The sequence below is a fragment of the Carnobacterium sp. genome (genome assembly GCF_040274425.1).
On the sequence record NZ_JBEMBC010000003.1, the window covers coordinates 25853 to 52042 of the forward strand.

At 35.8% G+C, this 26190-nt stretch carries 21 protein-coding genes; 2 read left to right on the forward strand and 19 right to left on the reverse strand.

Annotation, left to right across the window (positions count from 1 at the left end; all coding sequences use genetic code 11):
- The first annotated feature begins 42 nt into the window (after positions 1 to 42).
- Positions 43 to 882, forward strand: coding sequence for a glycosyltransferase family 8 protein (locus ABS911_RS01055; RefSeq protein ID WP_350465873.1), 840 nt, complete (start codon positions 43 to 45; stop codon positions 880 to 882).
- A 37-nt stretch (positions 883 to 919) separates the two neighbouring features.
- Here the strand turns inward: ABS911_RS01055 and ABS911_RS01060 are convergent, their stop codons facing one another.
- From ABS911_RS01060 to gatC, 12 genes are all read right to left on the reverse strand, one after another.
- Positions 920 to 1201: a DUF503 domain-containing protein gene (locus ABS911_RS01060; RefSeq protein WP_350465874.1), complete on the reverse strand. Its 282-nt coding sequence runs from the start codon at positions 1199 to 1201 to the stop codon at positions 920 to 922.
- Between the two features lie 203 nt (positions 1202 to 1404).
- A complete protein-coding gene (locus tag ABS911_RS01065) occupies positions 1405 to 2124 on the reverse strand; it encodes a pseudouridine synthase (RefSeq protein WP_350465875.1) in 720 nt (239 codons plus the stop codon).
- A 161-nt stretch (positions 2125 to 2285) separates the two neighbouring features.
- Positions 2286 to 3365 (reverse strand): S66 family peptidase, encoded by a 1080-nt coding sequence (locus ABS911_RS01070; RefSeq protein ID WP_350465876.1) that lies wholly within the window; start codon positions 3363 to 3365, stop codon positions 2286 to 2288.
- Positions 3366 to 4662: 1297 nt separating this feature from the next.
- The gene (locus ABS911_RS01075; RefSeq protein WP_197050303.1) at positions 4663 to 4818 is read right to left on the reverse strand and encodes a hypothetical protein; all 156 of its coding nucleotides are present in this window, start codon (positions 4816 to 4818) and stop codon (positions 4663 to 4665) included.
- A gap of 150 nt (positions 4819 to 4968) precedes the next feature.
- Positions 4969 to 5181, reverse strand: coding sequence for a hypothetical protein (locus tag ABS911_RS01080; protein WP_350465877.1), 213 nt, complete (start codon positions 5179 to 5181; stop codon positions 4969 to 4971).
- 216 nt (positions 5182 to 5397) lie between these two features.
- Positions 5398 to 5571, reverse strand: a complete 174-nt coding sequence (locus ABS911_RS01085; RefSeq protein ID WP_350465878.1) for a hypothetical protein — start codon at positions 5569 to 5571, stop codon at positions 5398 to 5400.
- Between the two features lie 628 nt (positions 5572 to 6199).
- Positions 6200 to 7465: a PQQ-dependent sugar dehydrogenase gene (locus ABS911_RS01090; RefSeq protein ID WP_350465879.1), complete on the reverse strand. Its 1266-nt coding sequence runs from the start codon at positions 7463 to 7465 to the stop codon at positions 6200 to 6202.
- Positions 7466 to 7840: 375 nt separating this feature from the next.
- Positions 7841 to 9217 carry a 23S rRNA (uracil(1939)-C(5))-methyltransferase RlmD gene (gene rlmD / locus ABS911_RS01095; protein WP_350465880.1) on the reverse strand — a complete coding sequence of 459 codons (1377 nt, stop codon included), beginning with the start codon at positions 9215 to 9217 and terminating at the stop codon, positions 7841 to 7843.
- Between the two features lie 364 nt (positions 9218 to 9581).
- Positions 9582 to 10637, reverse strand: coding sequence for a diacylglycerol kinase (locus ABS911_RS01100; RefSeq protein ID WP_350465881.1), 1056 nt, complete (start codon positions 10635 to 10637; stop codon positions 9582 to 9584).
- Between the two features lie 30 nt (positions 10638 to 10667).
- Positions 10668 to 12098, reverse strand: coding sequence for an Asp-tRNA(Asn)/Glu-tRNA(Gln) amidotransferase subunit GatB (gatB, locus tag ABS911_RS01105; RefSeq protein WP_350465882.1), 1431 nt, complete (start codon positions 12096 to 12098; stop codon positions 10668 to 10670).
- A 15-nt stretch (positions 12099 to 12113) separates the two neighbouring features.
- Complete coding sequence (gene gatA / locus ABS911_RS01110; RefSeq protein WP_350465883.1) at positions 12114 to 13568, reverse strand: Asp-tRNA(Asn)/Glu-tRNA(Gln) amidotransferase subunit GatA; 1455 nt, start codon at positions 13566 to 13568, stop codon at positions 12114 to 12116.
- A 1-nt stretch (position 13569) separates the two neighbouring features.
- Entirely contained in the window at positions 13570 to 13875 is a 306-nt protein-coding gene (gene gatC, locus ABS911_RS01115) for an Asp-tRNA(Asn)/Glu-tRNA(Gln) amidotransferase subunit GatC (protein WP_350465923.1), read from the reverse strand.
- 548 nt (positions 13876 to 14423) lie between these two features.
- Here gatC and ABS911_RS01120 point away from each other — a divergent pair.
- Positions 14424 to 15164: an alpha/beta fold hydrolase gene (locus ABS911_RS01120; protein WP_350465884.1), complete on the forward strand. Its 741-nt coding sequence runs from the start codon at positions 14424 to 14426 to the stop codon at positions 15162 to 15164.
- Positions 15165 to 15521: 357 nt separating this feature from the next.
- Here the strand turns inward: ABS911_RS01120 and ABS911_RS01125 are convergent, their stop codons facing one another.
- From ABS911_RS01125 to purK, 7 genes are all read right to left on the reverse strand, one after another.
- Positions 15522 to 16631 carry a CamS family sex pheromone protein gene (locus tag ABS911_RS01125; protein WP_350465885.1) on the reverse strand — a complete coding sequence of 370 codons (1110 nt, stop codon included), beginning with the start codon at positions 16629 to 16631 and terminating at the stop codon, positions 15522 to 15524.
- Positions 16632 to 16635: 4 nt separating this feature from the next.
- Positions 16636 to 18657, reverse strand: coding sequence for an NAD-dependent DNA ligase LigA (gene ligA / locus ABS911_RS01130; protein WP_350465886.1), 2022 nt, complete (start codon positions 18655 to 18657; stop codon positions 16636 to 16638).
- A 438-nt stretch (positions 18658 to 19095) separates the two neighbouring features.
- Complete coding sequence (gene pcrA, locus ABS911_RS01135) at positions 19096 to 21330, reverse strand: DNA helicase PcrA (protein WP_350465887.1); 2235 nt, start codon at positions 21328 to 21330, stop codon at positions 19096 to 19098.
- Between the two features lie 240 nt (positions 21331 to 21570).
- On the reverse strand, positions 21571 to 22221 hold the full coding sequence (locus ABS911_RS01140) for a GntR family transcriptional regulator (RefSeq protein WP_350465888.1): 651 nt from the start codon (positions 22219 to 22221) through the stop codon (positions 21571 to 21573).
- 362 nt (positions 22222 to 22583) lie between these two features.
- A complete protein-coding gene (locus ABS911_RS01145) occupies positions 22584 to 23480 on the reverse strand; it encodes a DMT family transporter (protein ID WP_350465889.1) in 897 nt (298 codons plus the stop codon).
- A 227-nt stretch (positions 23481 to 23707) separates the two neighbouring features.
- Complete coding sequence (purB, locus tag ABS911_RS01150; RefSeq protein WP_350465890.1) at positions 23708 to 25006, reverse strand: adenylosuccinate lyase; 1299 nt, start codon at positions 25004 to 25006, stop codon at positions 23708 to 23710.
- 15 nt (positions 25007 to 25021) lie between these two features.
- Positions 25022 to 26152, reverse strand: a complete 1131-nt coding sequence (gene purK / locus ABS911_RS01155) for a 5-(carboxyamino)imidazole ribonucleotide synthase (protein ID WP_502880486.1) — start codon at positions 26150 to 26152, stop codon at positions 25022 to 25024.
- Between the last annotated feature and the right edge of the window lie 38 nt (positions 26153 to 26190).

A 26190-nucleotide genomic window follows, 5' to 3' on the forward strand; every position in this document is an offset into this window, starting at 1 on the left:
ACGAATTTAAACCGTTCAGTGCTCAAAAGGAGAAAAACTACCATGATTGATTCAGATATTACAGTCGTTTCAGCTACAGATGATGGATTTGTTCCACATTTAGCTACATTATTTTTATCTATTTTGAAAACTAAAAAAGATGAAACAAAAATAGACTTTTACGTTATTGATGATCATATTTCATTAACCTCTAAAGATGCTTTAAACCGAATGGTCAACGAATACAATGCCTCAATTAGCTATTTGCAAATTGATACACTGACATTTGAAGATATGGTTGAGAGTGATCGTATTCCTAAAACAGCCTATTTCAGAATCGCGATACCTAATTATCTAAAACATACGGATATCAAGCGGGCAATTTATCTAGACTGTGACATTATTGCTAAAGAAGATATTGAAAATATTTGGAACGTTGATTTAGGTGATAACTTATTAGCTGCTGTTGAAGATGCTGGTTTCCATGAACGTTTAGATGCTATGGAAATTGATGCAGAATCCAATACTTATTTTAATTCTGGCATGATGATTATTGATATCGAAAAATGGCGTGCTGAAAAAATATCAGAGCAAGTATTAAAATTTGCTACTGACAATTCAGATGAGTTAAGATTTCATGATCAAGATGCATTGAATGCTATCTTGCATGATCGCTGGTTAGTCCTTCATCCACGATGGAATGCACAAGCTTATATTATTACGAAAGAACAAAAACACCCAACAAAAATTGGGAACCAAGAATATACTGAAGCACGGAATGAACCAGCTTTGATTCACTATAGTGGACATGTTAAGCCTTGGCAAAGTGAATCAGACCATCCTTTCCGTGATGAGTACTTAAATGTACGAGCTGAAACACCATTCCCTATGGAAGAAGATTAAAAAAGACAGAGGAGATTTCAACTCCTCTGTCTTTTTTTTATAGTTCTTCTCGTTCAATCGAATGGATCTCAACTTCTCCATTGTCTTCAATCTCTTGAATCACTTGATCCAACGTTTGCTGACACACGATTCGATTATTGCTTACCACAGCAATCCCTAGCACGCCTTGGTTGATTGTATCGTAAGCTTCAACTTCAGAAATACTGACATTAAACTTATTTTGTGTCTTTTTGATAATGCTTTTTATCACGCTGCGCTTGTCTTTTAAAGAATACGAATGATAGATGAGAAAAGATACTTTCATACCTAAAATAATCATAATGAATCTCCTTTAAACACATTTTTATTCTGATATCGAGTTGTGCTAGTCAAACCACTGCTGTAATTCGAGTTCGTTTGATTAATAAATAGCTTTACTAGTCAAATGACAGATGAAATTCAGGCTCGTTTGACTAATAAAATGGGTTTACTAATCAAATGGCATCTGATATGCGAGCTCGTTTGACTACTATCGACTAAAAATTATTTGAAATAAGGTTTCAATGCAGTTAATTCTTCTGAATGCAACGCTCGGTAAGAGCCTAATGGCAATGTTTTGTCGAGCTGCAACGGCCCCATCGAAAGTCGTTTAAGATAAATAACTTTTTTTCCAACCGATAAGAACATTTTCTTAACTTGATGAAACTTTCCTTCGCTAATCTCTAGTAACACTTTGCTTTCAGTCTCGCTTTGACTAAGAATAGTCAACTTAGCTGGTTTGCATTTAACGCCTCCATCAAAGACAATTCCGGAAGCAAATGCATGTTGATCCTCACTGGTGACTCGTTCGTTAACAATAGCTTCATAACGCTTTATCACTTCTTTTTTTGGGATCAATAACTGATAACCCAACTGCCCATTATTTGTCAGTAAAAGCAATCCCTCAGTATCCTTATCCAGTCGACCTACCGGAAATAATCCGGGTACACGTTGAGAAGGTTCTATTAAATCAATGACCGTTTGATTCAACACGTCAGTTACTGCACTCACTACGCCAGCTGGTTTGTGCAGCATATAGTAGACATGCGGTTGATGATGAATGCGTTCCCCAGAAACTTTAACTTCTTGTAACTGCGGATCCACATTAAGATTATCCACTATTGCAATTTGTCCATTCACTTGGACTTGTTTACTTTTAATCAATCGTTTAACTGTACGGCGTGAACCGAATCCTGTCTCAAACAATAATTTATCTAGCCGCATTCGGTTGCTCCTTCTACTTTATCTGTTTATAGTTATAGAATACGGTACAGCTCTCTTCTTTGTCAATGCGTGAAAGAATTTAATAGCTCCTCTTTTAAGAAGTAATCAAAACATCTTAATTGAACAAATTTCTTTCTTTTTAGTCGTTGTTTGTTCCGTTCTCATGAATTTTGAAAATAAGGTTCATCTAACAAAATGATTTTTTCATCGAGATCAACTGTTGCATTTATACCATAAGGTAAAGCACATTTTGGGTAAGCATGACCGAAATTAACATTATATAGAATGGGCAATGTCTCATCGTCAATCACTTTTAGATAGATATCTTTATAGTCTTCGTAATACGCCTCGTTTTGCGGTTTTCCAATTATCAATCCGCTAATAACAGAGAAAATACCTGTTTGTTTTAATCTTTTCAAATACTTTTTCAATACATCTGGAGTCGGTTTTTCTTCACTTGTTTCTAAAAATAAGATTTTACCTGTCCATTCCTTTAACGAAGGAAATAATTGATAGTTTTCACAGATTTCTGCTTCATCTGAATACCTTTCTCCTGCCAACACATCGTAGAGACTTTCTACGCAACCTCCAAGCAAAGGACCAGAAACTATTCCTGTTCCTTGCAAAACTTCATAACCATGCTTTTCATCATGCTGCATACGATCTTGTCCTAAAGCTTGTTTAGAAAAATCGGTGCGCTCTTCATACCATAAATTACTAGAACGAATTTCTCGTTGTTCATGACCTTCAAAGTAACCTTGTAACGTTTCTTTTGTGTACGGCAACAATTGATTCGCTAACTCAGCAATATCTGTAATAAAACTTGGTCCATAAAACGAAACCATACCTAATTTGTAAAACATCAAATGGTTTATTGTAGTGTCAGAAAATCCTGTAAATAATTTTGGCATTTCTTGTACATTCCGTATAAATTCTTCGTCTTCTAATAAGTAAGGCAGCAATCGATAAGTATCGTCGCCTCCAATTGCAGCTATAATGCCTTTAATAGTTGGATCTTTAAAAGCATCTTTTAAATCTTGTGCTCGTGCTTCGGGGTGATCTCTTAGGTACTCTACTCCTTTAAGAGTATTCGTCATAAATACGGGTTTCAATCCTAAAGCCTCTAAGCGTTTTTTTCCAAGTTCTAATTGGTGCGCACAAAATTCCTCGCCTAAAATACCTCTCGAAAGACTGACTATGGCTAATTTATCTCCATTTTTTAACGAATATGGTTTTATCATAATTTCCCTCCTTTTATTAGTTCTAAAATTATTATATGTATTTTTAATAATATACCAAACTTCTTTAAAAATAGCATGAATTTCGCTGATGACTCTTTTGGAATTTCCAGTATTTTTCAATCACCAATTCATAATAAGTACTACTAAAAAACGTATACTCCTCAGAGGAAGCATACGTTCTAATTAGCATAAATTTAAGTATCTATAAGATACCTTTCTATTCATCACATACTTCATTAGACAGTACGTCAATCGATATCGTAAAAATATGAAATAACCTTGGATACAATAAAAAAGTAACCACAATAAAGAATTAAAAAATAACTCCAAGCATAAAAACTGTTGCTTACTGTTAAAAAATCCAATTGAGGAATATGACTCTGTGTGTATGTTGTTAAAGATAGAGCCACAAGAACTTTTAAAATTAATAGTATAGAATCTACAAAGTCTTCAATCATTTTACACCTCTATGTTTATTTGTTAACGCTATCAAATTACATTAATCATTTATTTTTACTTTAAAATTATTCTTGTTATCTTTTAACTAATTCAGCTTTACTTCTACAACAAATATGCCCAATCTTTCACACATATAAGCTAGTCACCTATCTAATATTTTCTTTTTATATAATATTTGGTAGTCCAGCTTCCTATCCAACAAAAAGGAACTATAAACAATCGCGCGTTATTAAAAAGTGGATAATAGTCATCAATCATCAGTAAAAAAAGCAGTATACCCATCCACAACAAAAGAGCTAGCAATTCTTTTTTCCTTACTTCACTAATCATTTAATATACGCTCCTATCAAACGGTCTTTTTATTTACTTATACTTCAGATAACTATTATGTATAACATGGCTTATTGTATGATTAAACTATTTAGTATAGCATCTTCACCATTCAATAATACAATTAAGTATTCGTGTTCATAATCTTTATCCACATTAATTTCATAATAGAGTGGTGTATAATATTCATCCGCTTCTTCTGGTAATACTGTATCTGTAAAAGCTATCGTTAATTTATCTCCATCTTCTATAATCTTTGCATCAACTGTTGGGCCGACTGAATTAAGAATGGCATATGTTATTCCTGACTCTTCAGAGACTATGGTTACATCTCCTGGATTATCTGAAATTGGCTCAAGGTTTGAGATAGGATCTACTTCTTGAATAGTTGTCTCGTCATTATTTCAGCAGCTAATCAAGACGAGTGAACAAAAAGGAATTAAAATTAAGTTCTTCATATTGAATTTTCTCCTCTGAACATTCATTTTTATTTAACTCTATCCAAATCTTACTTCTCAAAATCTGATCTGCGAAGCATATAGTATCCAATGGCTATTAGAGCATATCCTAATCCAAGCCTTTGGTTTAATATTTCAAAAATCGCTATTCCAAAAATTAAAATAGAGAAATAGTGATACCATTGTGATTTCTTTATTTTTTTCACTTAAACTCCCCCATAGATAATTCCCTAAATCTTTTTACTCTCTAAATTATCTATGAAAGGTCTTTCTTTTAAAAGAACCTATTAGTTTACATGGTAGCAACCAATAGTTGCATCCTTGCAGTAGCAACGTTTTTAAGCTTGTCAAAATTATTATTCTTCATAAAATTGAATTGTCATTCCTTCAAACATTAAACTATCTAATTCACTTTTTTTGATTTCTTTGTCTGCTATTTTAAAAAGTTCAATCGTTTCGTCCATTATAATTTTTAACAATGAATCTTTTTCATCTTTATTTATGTACACAAATTCTGTGTAAAGATCCTCTTTATAACAAATACCAACTTCTTCTATTTCATCCAACATTTCCACACTCCTCTTTTATTCATTAAATGCAACTAGTAGTTGCTAATTGTAAACTGATTCTTTCTATAAAATTCCATCAAAATATGGGATAATAGACTTAATAAATGATTTAACAACCATTAAAGAACCGTTGCCAAAATCCTATTTAATTTCTAGATACACCTTTATTTTGTTACTAATTTTAGGATTGCTATTGTCATTAATAAATCGTTAAATTTATTTTCTAAAATATCTTTTTTTAAAATTATACACTCGGAAAATTAATTGCAAGGAAAAAACAGATATCCATAATATTCCACCTACTTTTTGAGAAACTAGTTCATTTAATGTAAGGTAAGCTGCTAAAAATATCCCTATTAATCCGATTATGATTTGTACTTTAGTAAACATGATGACCTCCAATAGAAGAATTTTATATTGTAACTATACTATACTCTAAAGTATAATTGTATTTTTAAAATGCTCATAAACTAACATTTTTATTGGATCACCTATTTATTTGTAAAATAGACTCTCAAAACGGAGGTATACATATGAAGTAAAAATCAATACTCAATCCATTACTTGTTTCGTTGTTTCCTGTTGTAACGCTAGGGATAATTCCATGGATCATCTACTATGCAAAAATATTTTCTGCTAGGACATATAGTTTAGCAGCCTTTTGGGCAATTAGTATTAGTTGGCTATTCATCGGCATAGCTATAACACTAATCAGTTACCAGTTAATAACCTACTCCGATAAAACTGATAAACTTACAAAATGGATTCTAATTGCCTGGATAGCTATTTTAATTTTCTTATTGGTCGGTTATTACTTTGGTTATAGTCTACCCATTTATGCAGCTCTCAACCTCATCGGTACTCCTTTTGTCGAATTGACTCTTGGATTTTACCTAAGCTTGACTGTTTTACTCTATATCAAACGGTAGAGTTGTTAGATAATTTATTAATCAAAAAAAGTAAGCACCATTTCTTAGAGTTGTTTTTCTAAGAAATGGTGCTTACTTTTTATTTATTCTTAATTCGTTTCCTCTAATTTATACAATTTTCCATTAAAGTCGACAATCATTAGTTCTCCTTTTTCGTCCACTCCAAAGGAAGAGATCATAAAATCGGTATCTATTAATTCCTTATTTTCAACTTGTTCTCCTTCACCTAACCATAACCCCCAGATTTTACCGGAAATAAAATCCCCATAAATATAGATGCCATTTAAACTTGGATTCTCCTGACCATAATATGTGTAACCACCTGTGATGGATTGACCTAAGGTATGATCATATTCCCAAATGGGTTCTATAAGATCTTCTGCATTATCGGTATCAGATTCTTCATAAGGTAAAGTTCCTTCCATAATATTCCATCCATAGTTCTGGCCCTTTTCGATTAGATTAATTTCTTCCATGGCATTTTGACCAACGTCAGCTGCCCACAGCAACTCTCGCTCTTCATCAAAACTAAATTTCCATGGATTTCTGAGACCATATGCATAAATCTCTTCTGCATAATCAGTTGTGTTTCCAGCATAAGGATTATCTTCAGGAATAGTATATTTCTTATCTCCATTCGCCGAATTGACGTCAATTCTTAATAATTTGCCATAGATTTTGGTCAGATCTTGTGCATTGCCTTGTGGATCGCCACTTGATCCTCCATCACCAGTTGCAATATACAAGTACCCTTCCGGACCAAAAGCCAGATGACCACCATTATGATTAGGATAGGGTTGAGTAAATTCCATTAAAATTTCTTCACTAGCTGTATCCCCTTCAGTTAAGGTATTCGGATCTACGCTAAATCGAGAAATCACTGTATTTTCTTCTGTTGTATAGTTAACATAAAAGTAACCATTTTCTTCGTAGTTTGGATGAAAGGCTAGCCCCAGTAACCCTTTTTCTTGTCCACTAAAATCAATCTTAGAGCTTAAGTCAATAAATACATCGAATTCAGTTACGTTTTCATCATTTTCAAAAACTTTGATTTTACCGGTTCTTTCAACTACAAAAGCATCGTTCGTTTCATCATCGGCGGTTGTGTAATAAAGAGGTTGATCAAAAGTAAGATTCGGATACGCATCAACTAATTCATAATTAAGTGGTTCGAAAGGAAGAGTTTCAGTTGTTTGATTGCTTTCTGTACTAGAACTGGAAGAGGATTCATTTTCAGAAGAGAACTCTTCTACTGATATGCTGTCGGATGAAGAAATTTGACTAGTATCTTCTACGGGAGCACAAGCACCAACAAAAGCCGCAAGAGTTAACAAACAGATAGTCAGATATTTCATATTAAGAAACTCCTCTCATTTGAAGCATTACCAGATTTTTCTTTAGTTTACCAATTTTATGATTCTATCTGCAACTTCCTTGCCTTACAGTAAGATAGTAAAGCATTTTATTGCTTCACTCCTCCATGAAAGCAACTTTGACGGAACAGTGACGCCTTTTTCTAATGCCACTCGTTCATGAAAAGCCATTTCACGGACAAGTGATTTACTTTTTGATCTCTACTCTTCCGTTAACGGTCCTTTCATGGACAAGTGGTTTACTCCCATTTGCAAAACAAAAAAACTTATTCTTACTTCTGATGGTATGATCCATTAAAAGTAAGAATAAGTTTGCTGAAAGAATCTCAAACCAACTCTTTCATATATATAAAATGATTAGTCACGAACGAGTAAAGCAACACTTTCCACATGAGTGGTTTGAGGGAAAAGGTCAACGGGTTGAACTTTTTTAACTGTATAGCCACCTTCTGTAAGTAAAGCTAAGTCACGTGCTAATGTTGCAGGGTTACAACTAACGTAAACCATTTTTGTTGGTTGCATTGCAATAACTGCCTCAGTAAATTCTTTTTCAAGACCTTTACGTGGAGGGTCAACAACTAGTAAGTCAGCTGTGCGTCCTTCTTCACTCCATTGAACCATAACTTCTTCAGCAGCTCCTGCTTCAAATGTTACATTTTCAATATTGTTTAGTTCCGCATTTGCTTTAGCATTTTCTACTGCTGGTTCAATTATTTCAATTCCATAAACATGTTTAGCATTTTTAGCTAATGTTAATGCAATCGTACCAATTCCACTATAAGCATCGATAACAGTTTCTTCACCTGTTAATTCAGCAAAATCTAAAACTGTTTGATACAATTTCTCTGTTTGTTGTGGGTTCACTTGGTAGAATGAACGATGAGAAATCTCAAAAGTGTTACCTAGCAATGTATCTCTGTATTTGTCTTCGCCATATAAAACAATTGCGTCATCGCCTAAAATAACGTTTGTATGTTTAGGGTTAACATTTTGTACAATACTGACAACTTCTGGAATTGCTTCAAGAATGTCTGGAATAATCTTACTTGTTGGGAATAATTTAGCTGTTCTCGTTACTAATACGATCATAATTTCTCCAGTGTAATAGCCGCGACGAACAATAATATGACGCAAGTTCCCAGTGTTTTCATTTTCGTTGTATGGTTTAACGCCATATTCACGCATGATATCACGGACAGCGATAATCGTTTCATCAATTTTAGGATCTTGGATGTAGAAGTTTTCCATTGGGATCACTTCATGGCTATTTTTACGGAAAAATCCGGTTGTCAATTTGTCATTGATTTTACGTACAGGTATTTGCGCTTTGTTACGGTAACCTGATGGATTAGCCATTCCAATCGTGTCGTATACTGGTACTTCTGGTAATTTTGCGATGCGTTGCATACTGTTCATAACTTGTTGTTTTTTAAAGTTTAATTGTGCTGGGTATCTCATGTGTTGCAATGGCGTAATGCCTACACGTGTATAATTTTCATCTTGGATGACTACACGGTCTTCACTTGAGTTTAAACGGTTCAATACTTTTGCATAACCAAAAGATTTCCCTGTTTTATGAATTTTAACTTCTACTTGTTCACCGGGTAAGGCATTTTCAATAAATAGTGAGTAGCCTTGGATTCTTGCTACCCCCATACCCTCATGTGTTAAGTCTTCAATTTTAACGGTGTGTTTTTCATTCTTTTTAACTGGTACTACTTTATCTGCTTTCATAAAAAAGCTCCCTTCGTTGACCTTGTTTCATGTCATTTGTTTATCAGTTAAACGTGTTTCAAAAAGCGTAACCGTCATTCTTTTTACAGAATATTCGATTCTAATAACTTTTTGTCACACTCCTTGTCAGTTAGTACGCCAGATATTTGATACTTTCTATCATCCACTTAACTGGGAGTGTTCCTGACTCGACCGGCTAAACGGGATGGGATTAAAAATACGTTCTTATCTAATGATTCTAATCTACACTATAGTATTGACCTTTAAATTTAACTATAAAGGCTTCTTCCAATTCTTAATAATAAGTTTTGGGTACTGACTCGTAATTATACAAGAAAACTCACCTTATTTCAAAGTTTTCTTATTATTTCTCATAAGCTTCTTTTTTTGAAGAGTGAATTTCACCATCACCATTGATGTCTTGGTTAGTTAATTCCTCAACTTCTTTGATAAAGGCATCTTCTACTCCTTCAGCATTTTCATCTTTTTTATCAACGGCCTTTTGAATGTCATCTGTGGATACAATGATTTCAATGTGTTGATGCAAATTAGAAAACGTAACAGGCGCATTTCCACCGTATTCGCCATCCAAGTTGATCATCATTTTAGACGAGTTTCCTGGACGTGCAACAATTTTACTTGTTTTTTTGTATAAAATTTTTGAATTGGTTAAATGTTTTCCGCCATTCAAAACTTGTGCCACTAAATACATGATATCTGCTAAGTTGGATGTTTTTAATACAATCAACGTGAATTTTCCATCATCTAATAAAGCATCGGGGGCAATTTGTTCAAAACCGCCAATTGAATTGGTAAGAGCAACTAAAAACATCGTTGCTTCTCCTTCAAATATGCCATCATCGTACTCAATGTGCATTGGAATAGGTTTCATCCGAGGCAAAACTTCCGCCCCTTTAACAAAATAAGCTAAGTACCCGAAGATTGATTTTAGTTGTGACGGAACGTCATACGTTAATTCTGTCAATAATCCACCGCCGCCAATATTAATGAAATAAGACAAGTCTTCTCCCATAACTGCTTCGCCAATGTCCATGAAAAAAGATTGCTCTTTTTGAATTACTTTTGCTGCTTCTACTAGATTATTTCTTGGAATGTGTAAAGCTCTAGCGTAATCATTCGTTGTTCCAGCAGGGATAATTGCCAATTTAGGTCTTTTTTCTAAACCAGCAATCCCATTTACGACTTCATTGATCGTTCCGTCCCCACCTGCCGCTACGATTAAATCAAAGCCGGCTTTTGCTGCTCTTTCAGCTTCATTTCGAGCAGAGTTAGGTTCTGGAGTTGTCGCATAAGCACTTGTTTCATACCCTGCATCTTCGTAAACTTGAAAGATTTCTACTAGATTTTTTTTTACAATTTCACGACCCGATGTCGGATTATAAATCACTCTTGCACGCATAAATCTTCTCCTTTACTTTCACACCTAATTCTAGCGTTTGCTTAATTCATCCATCAATAATTTATTCACGACTCCTGGATTAGCTTGGCCTTTGGTAGCTTTCATAATTTGTCCTACTAAGAAACCAACTGCACGATCTTTCCCATTTTTAAAGTCTTCAATTGATTGTGCGTTATTGTCTAATATGTCATTGATAATTGGCAATAATTTTGTTGGATCGCTTAATTGAACCCAGCCATTTGCTTCAACAACTCCTTGAGCGTCTCCACCATTCATGATCAATTCGCGGAATACTTTTTTCGCCATTTTTGAACTAATGGTTCCGTCCGAAATCAATTTGATCATACCAGATAAGTTTTCAGGTGTTAATTTTGTCTCATGCAACTCTAGCTTTTCACTGTTTAGATACGCTGAAACTTCACCCATCAACCAGTTTGAAGCTTGTTTTGCATCTGCTCCGTTTGCTAACATACCTTCAAAGAAATCTGACATTTCTTTTGTTGCTGTTAAGACCATTGCATCGTACTCTGGTAATCCTAATTCGTTGATGTAACGAATACGACGATCTTTTGGCATTTCTGGAATAGTCGCTTTTACACGTTCAATCCATTTTTCATCAATCACGATATTTGGTAGATCAGGTTCTGGGAAGTAACGGTAGTCGCTTGATCCTTCTTTGACACGCATTAAAAGAGTATCTCCAGTTGCTTCATCATAACGTCTTGTTTCTTGTTGAATCACTCCACCAGATAATAAAACTTTTTCTTGGCGTTTTTCTTCAAAAGCTAATCCACGACGAACAAAGTTAAAGGAATTCAAGTTTTTCAATTCTGTTTTGGTTCCAAATTCTTCTTGCCCAATTGGACGAATAGAAATATTGGCATCACAACGCATTGATCCTTCTTCCATTTTCACATCACTTACACCAGTATATTGAATGATTTGTTTGATTGCTTCTAAATAAGCGTAAGCTTCTTCCGGTGATCGCATATCTGCTTCAGATACGATTTCAATCAGCGGTGTTCCTTGACGGTTTAAGTCAACATAAGAATAGCCGTCTGTTCCATGCGTATTTTTACCAGCATCCTCTTCTAAATGTACGCGTTCAATGCGGATTTTCTTTTTCTTACCTTCAACTTCAATTTCGATCCAACCATCATGTCCGATGGGTTGATCAAATTGTGAGATCTGGTAAGCTTTTGGATTATCTGGATAAAAATAGTTTTTGCGATCAAATTTGGTATCTTGTGAAATTTCACAATTCAAAGCCATAGCAGCTTTCATTCCAAATTCAATAGCACCTTTATTGATAACGGGTAAAACCCCTGGGTAACCCCAGTCAATAACGTTTGTGTTCGTGTTCGGTTCCGCACCAAAGTGAGCTGGAGCAGGTGAGAACATTTTTGAGTCGGTTTTTAATTCTACGTGGACTTCTAGTCCGATTACTGTTTCAAAGTTCATATCGATTCTCTCCTCCTACAAATTTGGTTTTTCTTTATGAAAGTCAGTTGCTTGTTCAAAAGCGTAAGCCGCTTTATAAATCGTTTGCTCATCGAAATGTTTTCCGATCAATTGCAGACCAACTGGCAGATCATTTGAAAAACCGCAAGGAATAGAGATAGCCGGTACGCCTGCTAAATTAACGGGTACTGTTAAAATATCGCTTAGGTACATTGCAATTGGATCATCGATTTGTTCGCCAATTCCAAAGGCTGTAGTTGGTGTTGTTGGTCCTAAAATCAAATCAAATTCTTTAAATACATTATCAAAGTCTTGTCTGATCAATGTTCTAGCTTGTCCAGCTTTTTTAAAGTGAGCATCATAAAAACCTGAACTCAACGAGAATGTTCCAAGCATGATACGACGTTTTACTTCCATACCAAAACCTTCAGTACGTGATTTCACATAGACTTCATCAAGCGTTTTTGCTTCAGGTGAACGATAACCATAACGAACGCCATCAAACCGTTGTAAGTTTGAAGAAGCTTCTGAAGAAGCAATGATGTAGTAAGCAGGTACGCCATATTTTGAATGTGGCAAGCTCACTTCTTCAACTGTAGCCCCTAATGATTTGAAGGTATCGATAGCTTTAAGAACGGCTTTTTTAACGCCTTCTTCTAATCCCTTTTCATTTAAGTATTCAGTTGGAATACCAATTTTCATACCTTTAACGCCAGCTTCGATATCAGAAGAAAAGTCTGGAACATCTCCTTCGTAACTCATTGAATCACTCGTATCATGTCCGCTAATAGCATTTAAAACTAAAGCATTGTCTTTAACTGTACGCGTAAATGGTCCAATTTGATCCAAACTAGATCCAAAAGCAATCAAACCAAAACGAGACACTCGGCCATAAGTTGGTTTCATCCCAACGATTCCGTTAAACGCTGCTGGCTGACGAATCGATCCGCCAGTATCTGTACCTAATGAAACAGGAATTTGACCCGCTGCTACCGCCGCTGCAGATCCACCTGAAGAGCCACCAGGAACTTTGTCTAGATTCCATGGGTTACGTGTTTTTTTGTAATAAGACGTTTCAGTACTTCCGCCCATAGCGAATTCGTCCATGTTTAGTTTCCCAACTGAAATCATATTCGCTTCTTTTACTTTTTTCGTAACAGTTGCATCATAAATCGGAACAAAGTCTTCCAAAATTTTACTAGCCGCTGTTGTTCGCGTACCACTTGTTACGATATTGTCTTTAATCCCAATTGGAATACCTGAAAGAACATTATTCGGGTCAATGCCTTCTTCGTCTACTTTGCGAGCTTGTTCAAGAGCTTCTTCTTCAGTTAACGTAATAAAAGCGCCAATCTTATCTTCTGTTTCGCTAATGCGAGCAAAAACAGCTTTAACGATTTCTTGAGCTGTTACTTCTTTTTTTACAAGCATTTCGTGCAATTCTTCTACTGTGTAATTTGTTATATCCATATTATGCTCCTGCCTCCCCATTGTCCATTATTGCAGGAACTTTAATTAAGCCGTCTTTTTCTTCTTTAACATTTTTAAATAGCAATTCGCGATCTGTTCCCGGAACGGCTTTGTCTTCTCGCATAACATTGTATGTACGCAAGCCATGAACCATTACGGGCACATTTTCAGTGTCTAACTCATCTAATTGTTCTACCATATGCATAATAGCATCCATTTTTTCTGTAAATTGTGCAATACCTTTATCGCTAATTTCTAATTTTGCTAATTTGGCGACGTGTTTTACGTCCTCTTCAGTAATAGCCATCGGTTTGTTCACTCGCTTTCTTTGAATAGATTATCTTAGTTCAAACTCCTTTACTATAATACCATAAACCACTTATATGCTGTACGTTGAATTTACTTTGCCTAAAAATAAATGAAAGACTTTCCTATTGATTTTCTTGATAACTACAAAATGGGACAAACTTTTGTGAAATGTGGTTTAGTTTGTCCTGAAATCATGCAAATGGGACAAACTCCCTTTAAAAGGCTGCCTGTCTGTCTCAAAATCATGCAAACAGGACAAACTTTCTCTAAAACAAGGTTTGTTTGTCCCAATAGTATCTAATTAAGGAGATTTACATGCTTCTTAGTTGAGCTGCTCTCCTCAGAAACTAGGCATTTTCAAGAATAGATGCTATGAGCGGGGATGCACTTACTTTCAATTCTTGAAAAGCGCTACATATCTAATCGTCGAACTCCGCATTCTGTTTTCTATCGAAAAATGACAAATGGATAAAAAAATACTTCTACATTTGCTAATCCATTCACTTAGTCATACTATTTTGATATGATAGTTTTGAGGTGGATAAATTGGAAATAACCATTCGAAAAAGAACATTAGGAACTATACCGTTACTGGAAGTCGTACCAAGGAAACAGCGAAACGATCTGTTACCGCTGATTATTTATTATCATGGCTGGCAATCATCAAAAGAATTGAATTTGACTCAAGCACGCTATTTAGCACACCAAGGATTTCGGGTATTGTTACCTGATGCCATGAACCATGGGGCGAGAAAGCAGCCAGTTTCAAAAATTCCTTCTTTAACTTTTTGGCAAAGTATTCAATCGAATTTATTTGAATTTGGTTTTATCATTGATTACTTTCGTAAGATTGGTTTTGTGGATGACGTGATTGGGGTTGGTGGAACATCCATGGGTGGCATAACGACATGTGCCTTATTGACCCATCATCCTGAAATTAAAGCAGCAGCTTGCTTGATGGGTTCGCCCAAATTACTAGCTTATCAAGAACGCATTGTAGAACATGCCGAAAGATTAAACCGATACTTGCCGCAGGACTATTATGAATTATTGAACTGGATCCCAAATTATGATTTGTCTTTACACCCAGAAACTTTAAAAGGCCGACCATTATTTATCTGGCATGGGAAACAAGATCAAATTGTGCCGTATCAACACGTTGCCGATTTTGCAGAAGAACAAAAGAATCTGTCCAATATTCACTTTACGAACGAAGACGAAGTACATTTGGTAAAAACAAACACGATGCGAGAAGTAACGTCATTTTTTGTTAATGAGTTACTGTAAAATAATGTGACTAGGTACTAGCATGAAAAGAGTTGTAGTACATTTTTCTAAAAAATAATAAAAAACCTCTCAGAATTTTGGGAGGCTTTTATTATTTTAATCTTCATTCATGAGGATTCGACTGTCTCTCTTAAAATCGCTGTAAAGATGGGACACTCCGCATCCTGTTTAGTTGAGTTGCATGTCCCAGCTCCTAGGAAAAAAGATGAAATTCTCCTCGCGGCTTAGCCTCTTGTGGGAATTCCCTATTTTTCTACGGAGCTAAACGGGACACTCCGCATCCTTTAGTTGAGTTTCGCACACCAGACTTTCGGAAAAAACGTAATTCTGTCAAGTCTAAGCGGTGTGCTACACATCCTAATCAAATACGTGGGTATAGAATTCGGTTTCGCCTGCTTCTCGAGATAGGAATGCTTCAGTACCGTTTATTGATTTTATCGTAATTTCTATTGGTATATTTGGTAATAGATACGAAGATGCCTTTTCAGCAACATTTTGGGTAAAAGCAATAATTTCACTTTCTCCATAAAATTGTGTGTTGATCGATACTTTCATATTCACAATTTGGTCATCCGTATAAAGTGCTTCAGCTGTTACGCCACTTAAGTTTGGGAAGAAATTTTCAATTTCTGATTTGAAGTTTTCAAAGCTAGATAACTCAGTACTTTCTTCTCCACTAGTTGGAAAAACCACTTTCTTTTGATTGATTGACTTCCAATCCTGTACTGTAGTTGCCCCATCTTGGCTTATTGATTCTGAAATGTATACTCCGCCAGCTAAATTATCTTTTGTAGATTGTTCAAAAATACCAACAACGATCGGTATATCCCCAATACCTTCCGTTTCCCGTAAGCGTTGCACGATCTTATCAGCCATTTTTTTACCTTCTGCTAATAATTCTTCTCGCGAAATTTCTGTTTCAAATTCTGCGCCGAATTCTTTTTTTGTATAATAATCTACAGTATTCATTGCTAAACCTATAGAAATCCCACCTAGTGCAAATCCATCACCATTTTGTACCATATAATTCTGTTCCAATAATGAATCTAAATAAATTGGATTCCGTTCATTTGGTTCAAGGTTTCCATTGTCTTCTGGATTCAAACCTTCTGGATTCTCTTCACTCGCACGGGCTAACCACTTACTAGTGGTTTCAGCATTAATGTATTGGCCTTCTTGAAAGTAATAAGAATCTGGTGAAAAATGACTTTGTGATAAATCCATTAATCCTGTCTCAAATGCCTTTAAGTTTACATTTGAGTTCAATCCTAACGTTACCCCTCTGTTTAAACTGGTTTTGTAAGTTCCATCCGTAATGATTGCACTGTAATAATCACCTGATAATTGGCTTGTTGTTTCAGTTTCTTCACCAACAGACTCTGTTTCTTTTATATCCGAGTCTTTCGTTTGGCAGGCACTTAAAATAAAGGCACAGGCAGCCATTAAGGCAATTGCTTTTTTGTTCATTTACTTATTCCTCTCCTTCTAATGTTTCCAACAACTGATCTTCATCCCAGACAAGAATGTTTAATGATTCAGCTTTTGCTAACTTGCTGCCGGCTTCTTCACCAGCAACGACCAAATCAGTTTTCTTAGAGACACTCCCTGTCACATTCCCTCCAAGATTTTCAATGCGCTCTTTTGCTTCTTCACGGGTAAAATGCGTCAATTTCCCCGTCAAGACAATCGTTTTCCCATTAAAATATGAATCGACTGTTGCAACTTCTTCTTTTTTCTTACCTAAATAATTCATGTTGACCTGGCTGTTTTTTAATTCCTGAATCAGTTCGTTCACTTCTGGTAGGCTGAAATACGCGACGACACTTTCAGCGATAATTTCTCCAATACCCTCAATTGAAATAATCATGTCTTTTTCCGCTTGTTGTACAGCTTCCATTGTTTCAAAGCGTTCTGCAATTAATTTAGCCGCTTTTGCACCTACGTGACGAATGCCTAATCCAAAGAGCAATCTTTCTAATGAATTGCCGCGACTTGCATCAATAGCATTTAGTAGATTATTAGCTGATTTTTCTTTGATTTTATCTAACGTAACCAGTTGGTCAAACGTTAATGTATAAAGATCTGCTACATCATGGACCATGTCTTTTTCAAACATTTGCATTAATACTCTAATGCCTAATCCGTCAATATTCATCGCGTTTCGAGAAACAAAATGAGATAAGCCTTCCGTAATTTGAGCTGGACATTTGGGATTCATGCAACGTAAAGCAACTTCTTCTTCCAAATGAATCAAATCGCTGTCACAAGCCGGACAGTGCGTAGGAATCGCATAAGGTTGGCTGTCTTCCGGTCGTTCATCCAAAATGACACGAGTGACTTCTGGAATGATATCTCCTGCTTTATGAACGACTACAGTATCCAATAGGCGGATATCTCGTTCATGGATCAAATCTTCATTGTGCAGACTTGCTCGCTGAACCGTGGTGCCCGCTAATTGAACTGGATCCATAATAGCCGTTGGTGTCACGACTCCCGTTCGGCCAACTGACCATTCGATATCGCGAATCACTGTATGAGCTTCTTCTGCCGGAAACTTGTAGGCAATAGCCCATCTAGGAGCTTTAACGGTAAAACCAACTTCTTCTTGAACAGCAAACTCATTTACCTTGATCACGATGCCATCGATTTCATAAGGCAAGGCGGTTCTTTTTTCTTGAAATTCTTGAGTGTACGCCCATACTTCTTCAATTGTTTGGAACACTCTGCGGTCATGATTGGTTCGAAGTCCCAATTCATCTAATTGATGGAGTGCATCTTCTTGGCTTATAGCTGTTAACTCACCAAAATCACCAATTGTGTATAAGAAGGTATTTAAATTTCGTTTAGCTGTTTCTTTTGGATCTAAATTACGCAATCCACCAGCTGCTGCATTCCTTGGGTTTGCAAAGATTGCTTCTCCATTTTCTTCGCGTTCTTGATTCAATTTAATAAAGGAATCTTTGGGCATGTAACATTCCCCGCGCACTTCAATGGAGTAAGGATTTTTCAAGCGCAACGGAACTGACTTAACAGTACGAATATTTTGAGTCACGTTCTCACCCACGGTTCCATCACCACGTGTAGCAGCACGAACCAGCTTCCCTTTTTCATACTTTAACGATACGGCTAAACCATCAATTTTCAGCTCACAAATGTAGCTAAATGGTTGATCCGTTATTTTTTTGATACGGCGATCAAAATCAAGTAAGTCTCCTTCGTTAAATGCATTTCCAAGACTTAACATAGGTACTTCATGAACCACTTTTTCAAAACCAGGCAGAATTGTTCCTCCAATGCGTTGTGTAGGAGAATCATTACTGACTAAGTCTGGAAATTCTTCTTCCAAAGCAACTAATTCGTGGTACAACTTATCGTAATCCGTATCGGGTATAGATGGCGCATCCTTCACATAATATTCATAGCTGTATTTGTCTAATAACGACCGCAAATCGAATACCCGTTGTTTCGCAGATTCAAAATCTTGTGTGGACATACCCTTAATTCCTTTCGTACTTTAGATTTTATAGGAAAACATTATTAATTGTTGAGTAATACTGCGTGTCTCAACGAGAAGTTACGCATCCTTTTTTAGTTGAGTTTCGCACACCAGACTTTCGGAAAAAACGTAAACTCTTCGAGGTTGTTACATCCTCTGCGAGTTTTCTTGTTTTTCTATCAAGCCTAAACGTTGTGCTACACATCCTTCAAGTTGAGCTGCTCTTCCCAGACACTAGGCTATTTCAAAAATTGACGCAATGCGCGGGATGCTCTTGCTTTCAATTGTTTAAAATCGCTGCATGTCTAACCGGGAAGTTCCGCATCCTGTAGTTGAGCTGCGAGACCCAGACACTGTGTAAAAAAGATGAATCCCGCCGAAGATGAAACATCTTCTCTGTGATTCCCTGTTTTTACTGTGTGTCTTTCAGGGTCTCTACGCATCCTGTTTTTCGATTGGGGCGAAGGCTGCTAGTAGTCTTTTGATGCCTTGTTCTTTAAAGGCTATATCAAGTTGGAGGTCATTGGCTGCACCGGTAACTTTAACTACTGTACCCACACCCCATTTTTTATGAACTGCTTTATCTCCAACATTCCACGCTAATTTATCAGCTCCACTTGATGTTTTGCTAGCTACCGGAGCTTTATAAACTTGGCTAGTAGCTCGAGTTGCTTGATTGCGTTGCATAGAACTGGTTGTCGAACGGCTAAATGGTGTATTTAGATTTTGTTGATTTCCTAGTTCTAAGACCTCATCCGTGATTTCATTGATAAATCGAGAAGCCGAATTGCTTTGAGTACGACCATATAAAACCCTTGAATAAGCATTTGTAATATATAGTTTTTTCTCTGCTCGTGTTATACCAACATAAGCCAGACGACGTTCTTCTTCTAATTGGTCTTCTTCCATCATCGAACGTGATAATGGGAAAATCCCTTCTTCCAAGCCAATCAAGAAAACAATCGGAAATTCTAATCCTTTAGCTGCGTGAAGTGTCATTAAGGTTACTTCGCTTTGAGGTTCTTCTTCTAAATTATCTAGATCAGAAACCAATGCCAAATCCGTTAAGAATGTTAATAATGTTTTATCTTCCGTATTTTCTTTTTCAAATTGTTGTGTTACGGTCAAGAACTCTTGAATGTTTTCTAAGCGTGTTTCAGATTCTAGAGTCCGTTCTAATTCTAGTGCCTTTTGGTAGCCACTGCGTTTTAATACTTCTTCCACTAATTCCGTCACAGGTACGTATTCTTGCATTTGACGTAAATCTTTCATCATAAAGCCAAATCCTTCAAGTTCATTAGCAGCTTTTCCAGTTATCGGTGTAATAGAAACATTTAAAGCTGTTTCTAAAAGAGACCAGTCGTATTGATTGGAAGAATCTCTCAACTTCTCTATCGTTCCCGGGCCAATACCACGTTTAGGTACATTAACAATCCGTTCAAAACTCATATTGTCATCAGGGTTGGCAATCAATCGAAGATAAGCTAAAACATCTTTGATTTCTTTACGATCGTAGAATTTGTGTCCTCCGACCATTTTATAAGGAATATTAGATTTTAACAAACTATCCTCAATGACACGTGATTGAGCATTAGTACGGTATAGAACTGCAAAATCACCATAGTTGTAATTATTTTCTTTCATTTCCTCTTGTATCTTAGAAATAACGTAACGTGATTCGTCCCCTTCAGATTGCCCACGGTAATACGTAATTTTTTCGCCATCGTGGTTATCCGTCCAAAGTTTTTTAACTTTACGTTTTGAATTATTTCCAATCACGTCATTAGCCGCTTGTAAAATCAATTTAGTTGAGCGGTAATTTTGTTCCAGTAAAACAGTATTTGCGTCTGGATAATCTTTTTCAAAGTTCAAAATATTTTCCATATTTGCTCCGCGCCATCCATAGATACTTTGGTCAGCATCTCCAACAACACATAAGTTTTTAAATCGATCCGCCAACATATTTACCAAAGTATACTGTGCTTCATTTGTATCTTGGTACTCATCCACATGAATGTAGTGGAATTTATTTTGGTAGTGTTCTAATATCTCAGAGCTTTCTTTGAATAGGCGGATAGTCAACATGATCAAATCGTCAAAATCTACTGATTGGTTGCGACGCAATTCTCTTTGATAATCATCGTAACAATCCGCGACAATATTCTCAAAAAAACTTGCTGCCGTTTTACGGTAGTCTTCGGGTGTCTGCAATTCATTTTTAGCATTGCTGATTTCACCTAAGATTGCTCTAGGATTATATTTTTTAGGATCAATATTCCGTTCCTTTAAAATTCGTTTCATTAAAGTTTGTTGTTCACCTGGATCACTGATCGTAAATGCACGCGTATAGCCGATACGATCAATGTCGCGACGTAAAATCCGGACACACATCGAGTGAAAAGTAGAGACCCAGACATCATTTCCACCTTCTTTTAAGAGACGCGTTACCCGTTCTTTCATTTCCTTAGCAGCTTTGTTTGTAAATGTAATAGCCAAAATATTCCATGGATTAACATTTTTTTCTTCAATCAAATAGGCAATACGGTGTGTTAAGACACGTGTTTTACCGCTTCCTGCTCCAGCCATAATTAAAAGAGGTCCTTTTGTGCATACAACTGCATCTTTTTGCTTGGGATTCATTCCATTTAATAAGTCATCTCGTAATACCAATTTATTTACATCCTCTCTTTTTATAACATCCTATTTCAAATTAAAAAATAGAATTTGGACTTCACCAGTCTAGCAAAAACTTTTAAAGTTTTGCATAATTTCTCAAGAATAATTTTACCACAAATAAAGCCTCTCCGAGTAGTAAATGAACAGTTTCAAATGAAGAATGTAGAAAAGAAAAAAGACTCTTAAAAAAAGAATCTTTTTTCCCCTCATCCAATTTTTAAATCACGGTAGTTCCTAAATTCCCTGTATCGCAATCAAACTAAGCTGATTGATTAAAATACGCACTTCTTTTCTAGCTAATGCGTAATCATTGTTTTTCAAAAAAATCAAAATCTGGTTAAAATGTTTTAATTTCGTAGGTTGGCTTATCTGCAGAAAACCTTGAATCTCTTGATCTGCTTGTCCGCTGATACTCCTAAATGTATCTAAGAATAGAGACGTTGTATAAGTATTTTTAGCATAACGGTAAAGACTCTTCCAATAATCAAATTCAATAGTTGAAAAGACCTCTATTTCTTTTAAATAGGTCACTTTTTTCATTTGATCCAATATATTCTCTAAAAATTCTGTATCAAACTGGATTTCCTTTATTTGTAAAAAATGCAGATAATCAATTAATAGGAGTTCCATAAACTCTAATCGTTCATGAAATCCTTGCAACGAGATCTGATTTTCACGAATTCGTATGCCTTTATTTTGTTCAATAACTATGTAACCTTCTTCTTCTAATCTCAGAAAAGCTTGTCGAATTGGAGTCCGGCTAATACCTAACTTTTTAGACAACCCAATTTCTGTAATATGTGTTTGAGGTAACCATTGTTTGGTTAAGATTTGTTCCTTACTGTATTGGTATGCTGCCTCTACTAGTTTTTTTGGTTTAGACATTTTGCTCACCTGCCTATTTTTAGTTATCACTTTTATCTACACAGAAAAAACCAGCTTTTTATATCTTTTACGCCTGTACCAATTATAAGATTTTTCTTACCTAACTTCAAGTTTACTTCTATACCTTTATGTATTCAACCAAATCTAACCTTTAAAATAAAATTTACTTAACCACTACTAAATATTTACATAGAATTTATACTAGAACGATATAATAAGCTTGTTCCAAACAGAAACTATTTTTCTTTACTTTTTTTATAATTGTAAAGATCCCCCATCCTGAGGTCCGCTTTTTAAAGCGGACCTTGAATAGTTGAAGATCACATAAAAAGACAAATTCTCTTTTGTCTTTTTATTTTATTTTATTTTATTTTCTCCTCTATCATGGGAATTTTTTTTGGCCATTTCAGTCCTCCAATAAATGTTGAACTCAATATTAATACACCACCAACAATTTGAATGCCACTCATTGCTTCTCCCAAGAAAAGTGCTGACATCACTACTGCAGCAACTGGGTCAATGTAACTCAACAGAGCAACCGTTTGGCTCTTTAATTTTTGCATCGCTGAAAAATACAATACATAAGCTAAACCAGTATGTACGATTCCTAAAACGATAAGATAAGGAACTGACGTGATTGTTATCCCTACTACATCGAACCCTTGTGTAAAGAAGACATAAGGAGCAAGTATAACAGAAGCAACCATTAGTTGAATCATCGTGCTCTCTAAACTAGTCAAATCTTTTACAAATTTATTTAACATCATCACACTTGCATATAAAATAGCTGCACCTAATCCATAAAGGATTCCGACCGAATGAGAGTGACCCATATTTGATTGCTTGCCTGTCCCAACGACTAAAAACATGCCAACCATAGCCAATAAAATACTTCCTGCTTTATTTAGCATCCATTTTTCTTTCAGTAAAAAAGGAGAAACAACCATCACGATTACCGGGGCAAAATAATAGCTCAACGTAGCATTGGCAATCGTTGTGTAGTTATAGGCTTCAAATAATAAAATCCAGTTTAAACCAATAGCTGTTCCAGAAAAAAACAATACAACTGCATTCTTTTTTAACAGCCCATACGAAACCTTATTTTTTTTAAAGAGCATGAACATCAACAAGAATAAACTTCCTAATACTCCACGATAAAGAGCAATTTCACTTGAAGTCAGTTCAATATTTTTGACCATCAACCCAATTGATCCAAATAGCAACATTGCTATCACAACTTTAGCCTTTTCTATCCTCATTTTTCACCCTCCTCAGTCTTCTTGTAAACTATGTACTCAGTATTAACCTATATTTCAAAACCTCTATTCAATAAAAAAATATAAATATTTTATGAACCAGCTATCCGTTTTTCACGTTGTACACCTCTTAAAAAAATGTGTTAAAAAAAACATAGGAAAAATAAAGATTCCTATGCTTTTATACTTCAATTAGTATTTATATTACGCTTAAATTTACAAGAACAGTTTTATTCACCTAGACCAACTCTTTGGAAAATTTCATCTACGTTTCTTAAATGATAATTGTAATCAAAAGCATCATCCAGGTCTTTGGTAGTCAAAATAGACATGATTTTTTTATCATTTTCAAGTAATGGACGGAATAACACTTGTTCATCCCAAGATACAGCTGTTTTTGGTTGAATCAAATCATATGCAGCTTCACGGCTCATCCCATTATCAATCAGTTTAAGCAACACACGTTGGCTGTAAATCAATCCAAATGTGGCATCCATATTGCGTTTCATGTTTTCTGGAAAAACAGTTAATTTTTCAACAATCGTTCCAAAACGATTTAACATGTAATTTAATAAGATAGTTGAATCTGGAAGAATAATGCGTTCAGCAGATGAATGAGAGATATCACGTTCATGCCATAAAGTAACATTTTCGTATGCTGTTACCATGTGGCCTCTAATAACACGTGCTAGACCCGTTACATTTTCAGAACCAATGGGATTGCGCTTATGTGGCATAGCAGACGATCCTTTTTGTCCTTTTGCAAAAAATTCTTCAACTTCACGCGTTTCAGATTTTTGCAATCCACGGATTTCTGTAGCAAATTTCTCAATACTAGTCGCAATTAAAGACATTGCAGCGACATATTCAGCATGCAAGTCCCGAGGAAGAACTTGAGTAGATATTTCTTGAGCTCTCGTTCCTAATTGTTCACAGACATACTTTTCAACAAAAGTTGGGACATTAGCAAATGTTCCAACTGCTCCGCTTATTTTTCCGGCTTCGACACCTTTTGCTGCATGTTCAAAACGCTCAATGTTGCGTTTCATTTCTGAATACCAAAGAGCTAATTTCAATCCAAAAGTAGTCGGCTCAGCATGCACACCATGAGTACGGCCCATCATAACCGTATATTTATGTTCTTTAGCTTTTTTACCAATAATTTCAAGAAACTTTTGTAAATCTTGACGCAAAACGTCATTTACTTGTTTCAATTGGTACCCATAAGCAGTATCCACAACATCAGTACTAGTTAATCCATAATGAACCCACTTGCGTTCTTCTCCTAATGATTCAGAAATTGCACGTGTAAAAGCTACTACGTCATGTCTGGTTTCTTTTTCGATTTCTAAAATGCGCTCAACTTCAAACGAAGCATTTGCACGAATCTTTTGGACATCTTCTTTAGGGATCTCCCCTAATTCAACCCAAGCTTCAGCAGCCAATATTTCGACTTCTAACCAAGTGTTGTAACGATTTTCATCTGACCAAATGGCCGCCATTTCAGGTCTTGTATAACGTTCTATCATAATTATCTTAGCTCCCTATTTCCATATTCCTGTATCCGCAATGGTGGACAGTGTTTTTTCGATATTTTTGGTTGCTACTGTAATATGGCCTATCTTTTGCCCCTTTTCTGAGTTCTCTTTGCCATAATAATAAAAGTTCCAATCCGGCTTTAATTGGATTTGGACCTTTGCTGCTGCTTCATGCTCACTTAAAATCGTCAACATGACTGCTGGGGTAATCAGCTCAATTTTAGGTAAAGGCCAACCGCAAATCGCACGAATGTGCGCATCATACTGAGACATAGAACAAGCTTCAATACTATAGTTTCCTGAGTGATGAGGTCTTGGAATCACTTCATTTACATAAAGTGTACCACTGGAAGTGATAAACAGTTCAATTCCTAACACCCCTATCAACTCAAACTTTTCAGCAACAGCCCTAGCAATGCGTTCTATTTCTTCTTCAACGTACTGATCCACTCGAGCTGGAACGATACTTTCCTGTAAAATTGAATTCCGATGGATATTTTCTGATACTGGAAAAACAACTACTTCATTAGCCTGGTTCCGTGCGACCATGACAGATAGTTCCCGTTCAAACGGTATCCAAGCTTCCAATACGCATGTACCCATTTTCAATAAATGTGTTGCTTTTGAAATATCTTCTTCACTTTGAAGAACAAAACGATCTTTTCCATTATGTCGTTCGCTAATGGTCTTCAACACACAAGGAAATCCAATCCCGTCTATTGCTCCTTTAATATCTTCTACTGTAACAATCGTGGCATAAGGAGCCAAATTGATATTACTGGCTTCTAAATAGGCTTTTTCTAATAATCGATCTTGAGTAATAGACAGTAAATCAGCACCTTGTGGAACAGATACTGTCTTTTTCATTCTTATTATTAAATTTGCATCAATAGTGTCACATTCATATGTGACTACATCACATTTCATTGCAAAATCCATCAATGCTTCTTGATTATCAAATGGAGCAATTATTTGCCAATCTGCAATCTGAGCTGCTGGACATCCTTTTTCAGGATCCAATACACCTATCCGATAGCCCATTTTTTTAGCAGATAAAGCTAACATGCGAGCTATTTCTCCGCCACCAATGATCCCAATCATTTTCCCTGGACTAATTAGATTAGACAAAGCTATCACTACCTTCTAAAACAATTTATATTACTTTTTATCTTCTC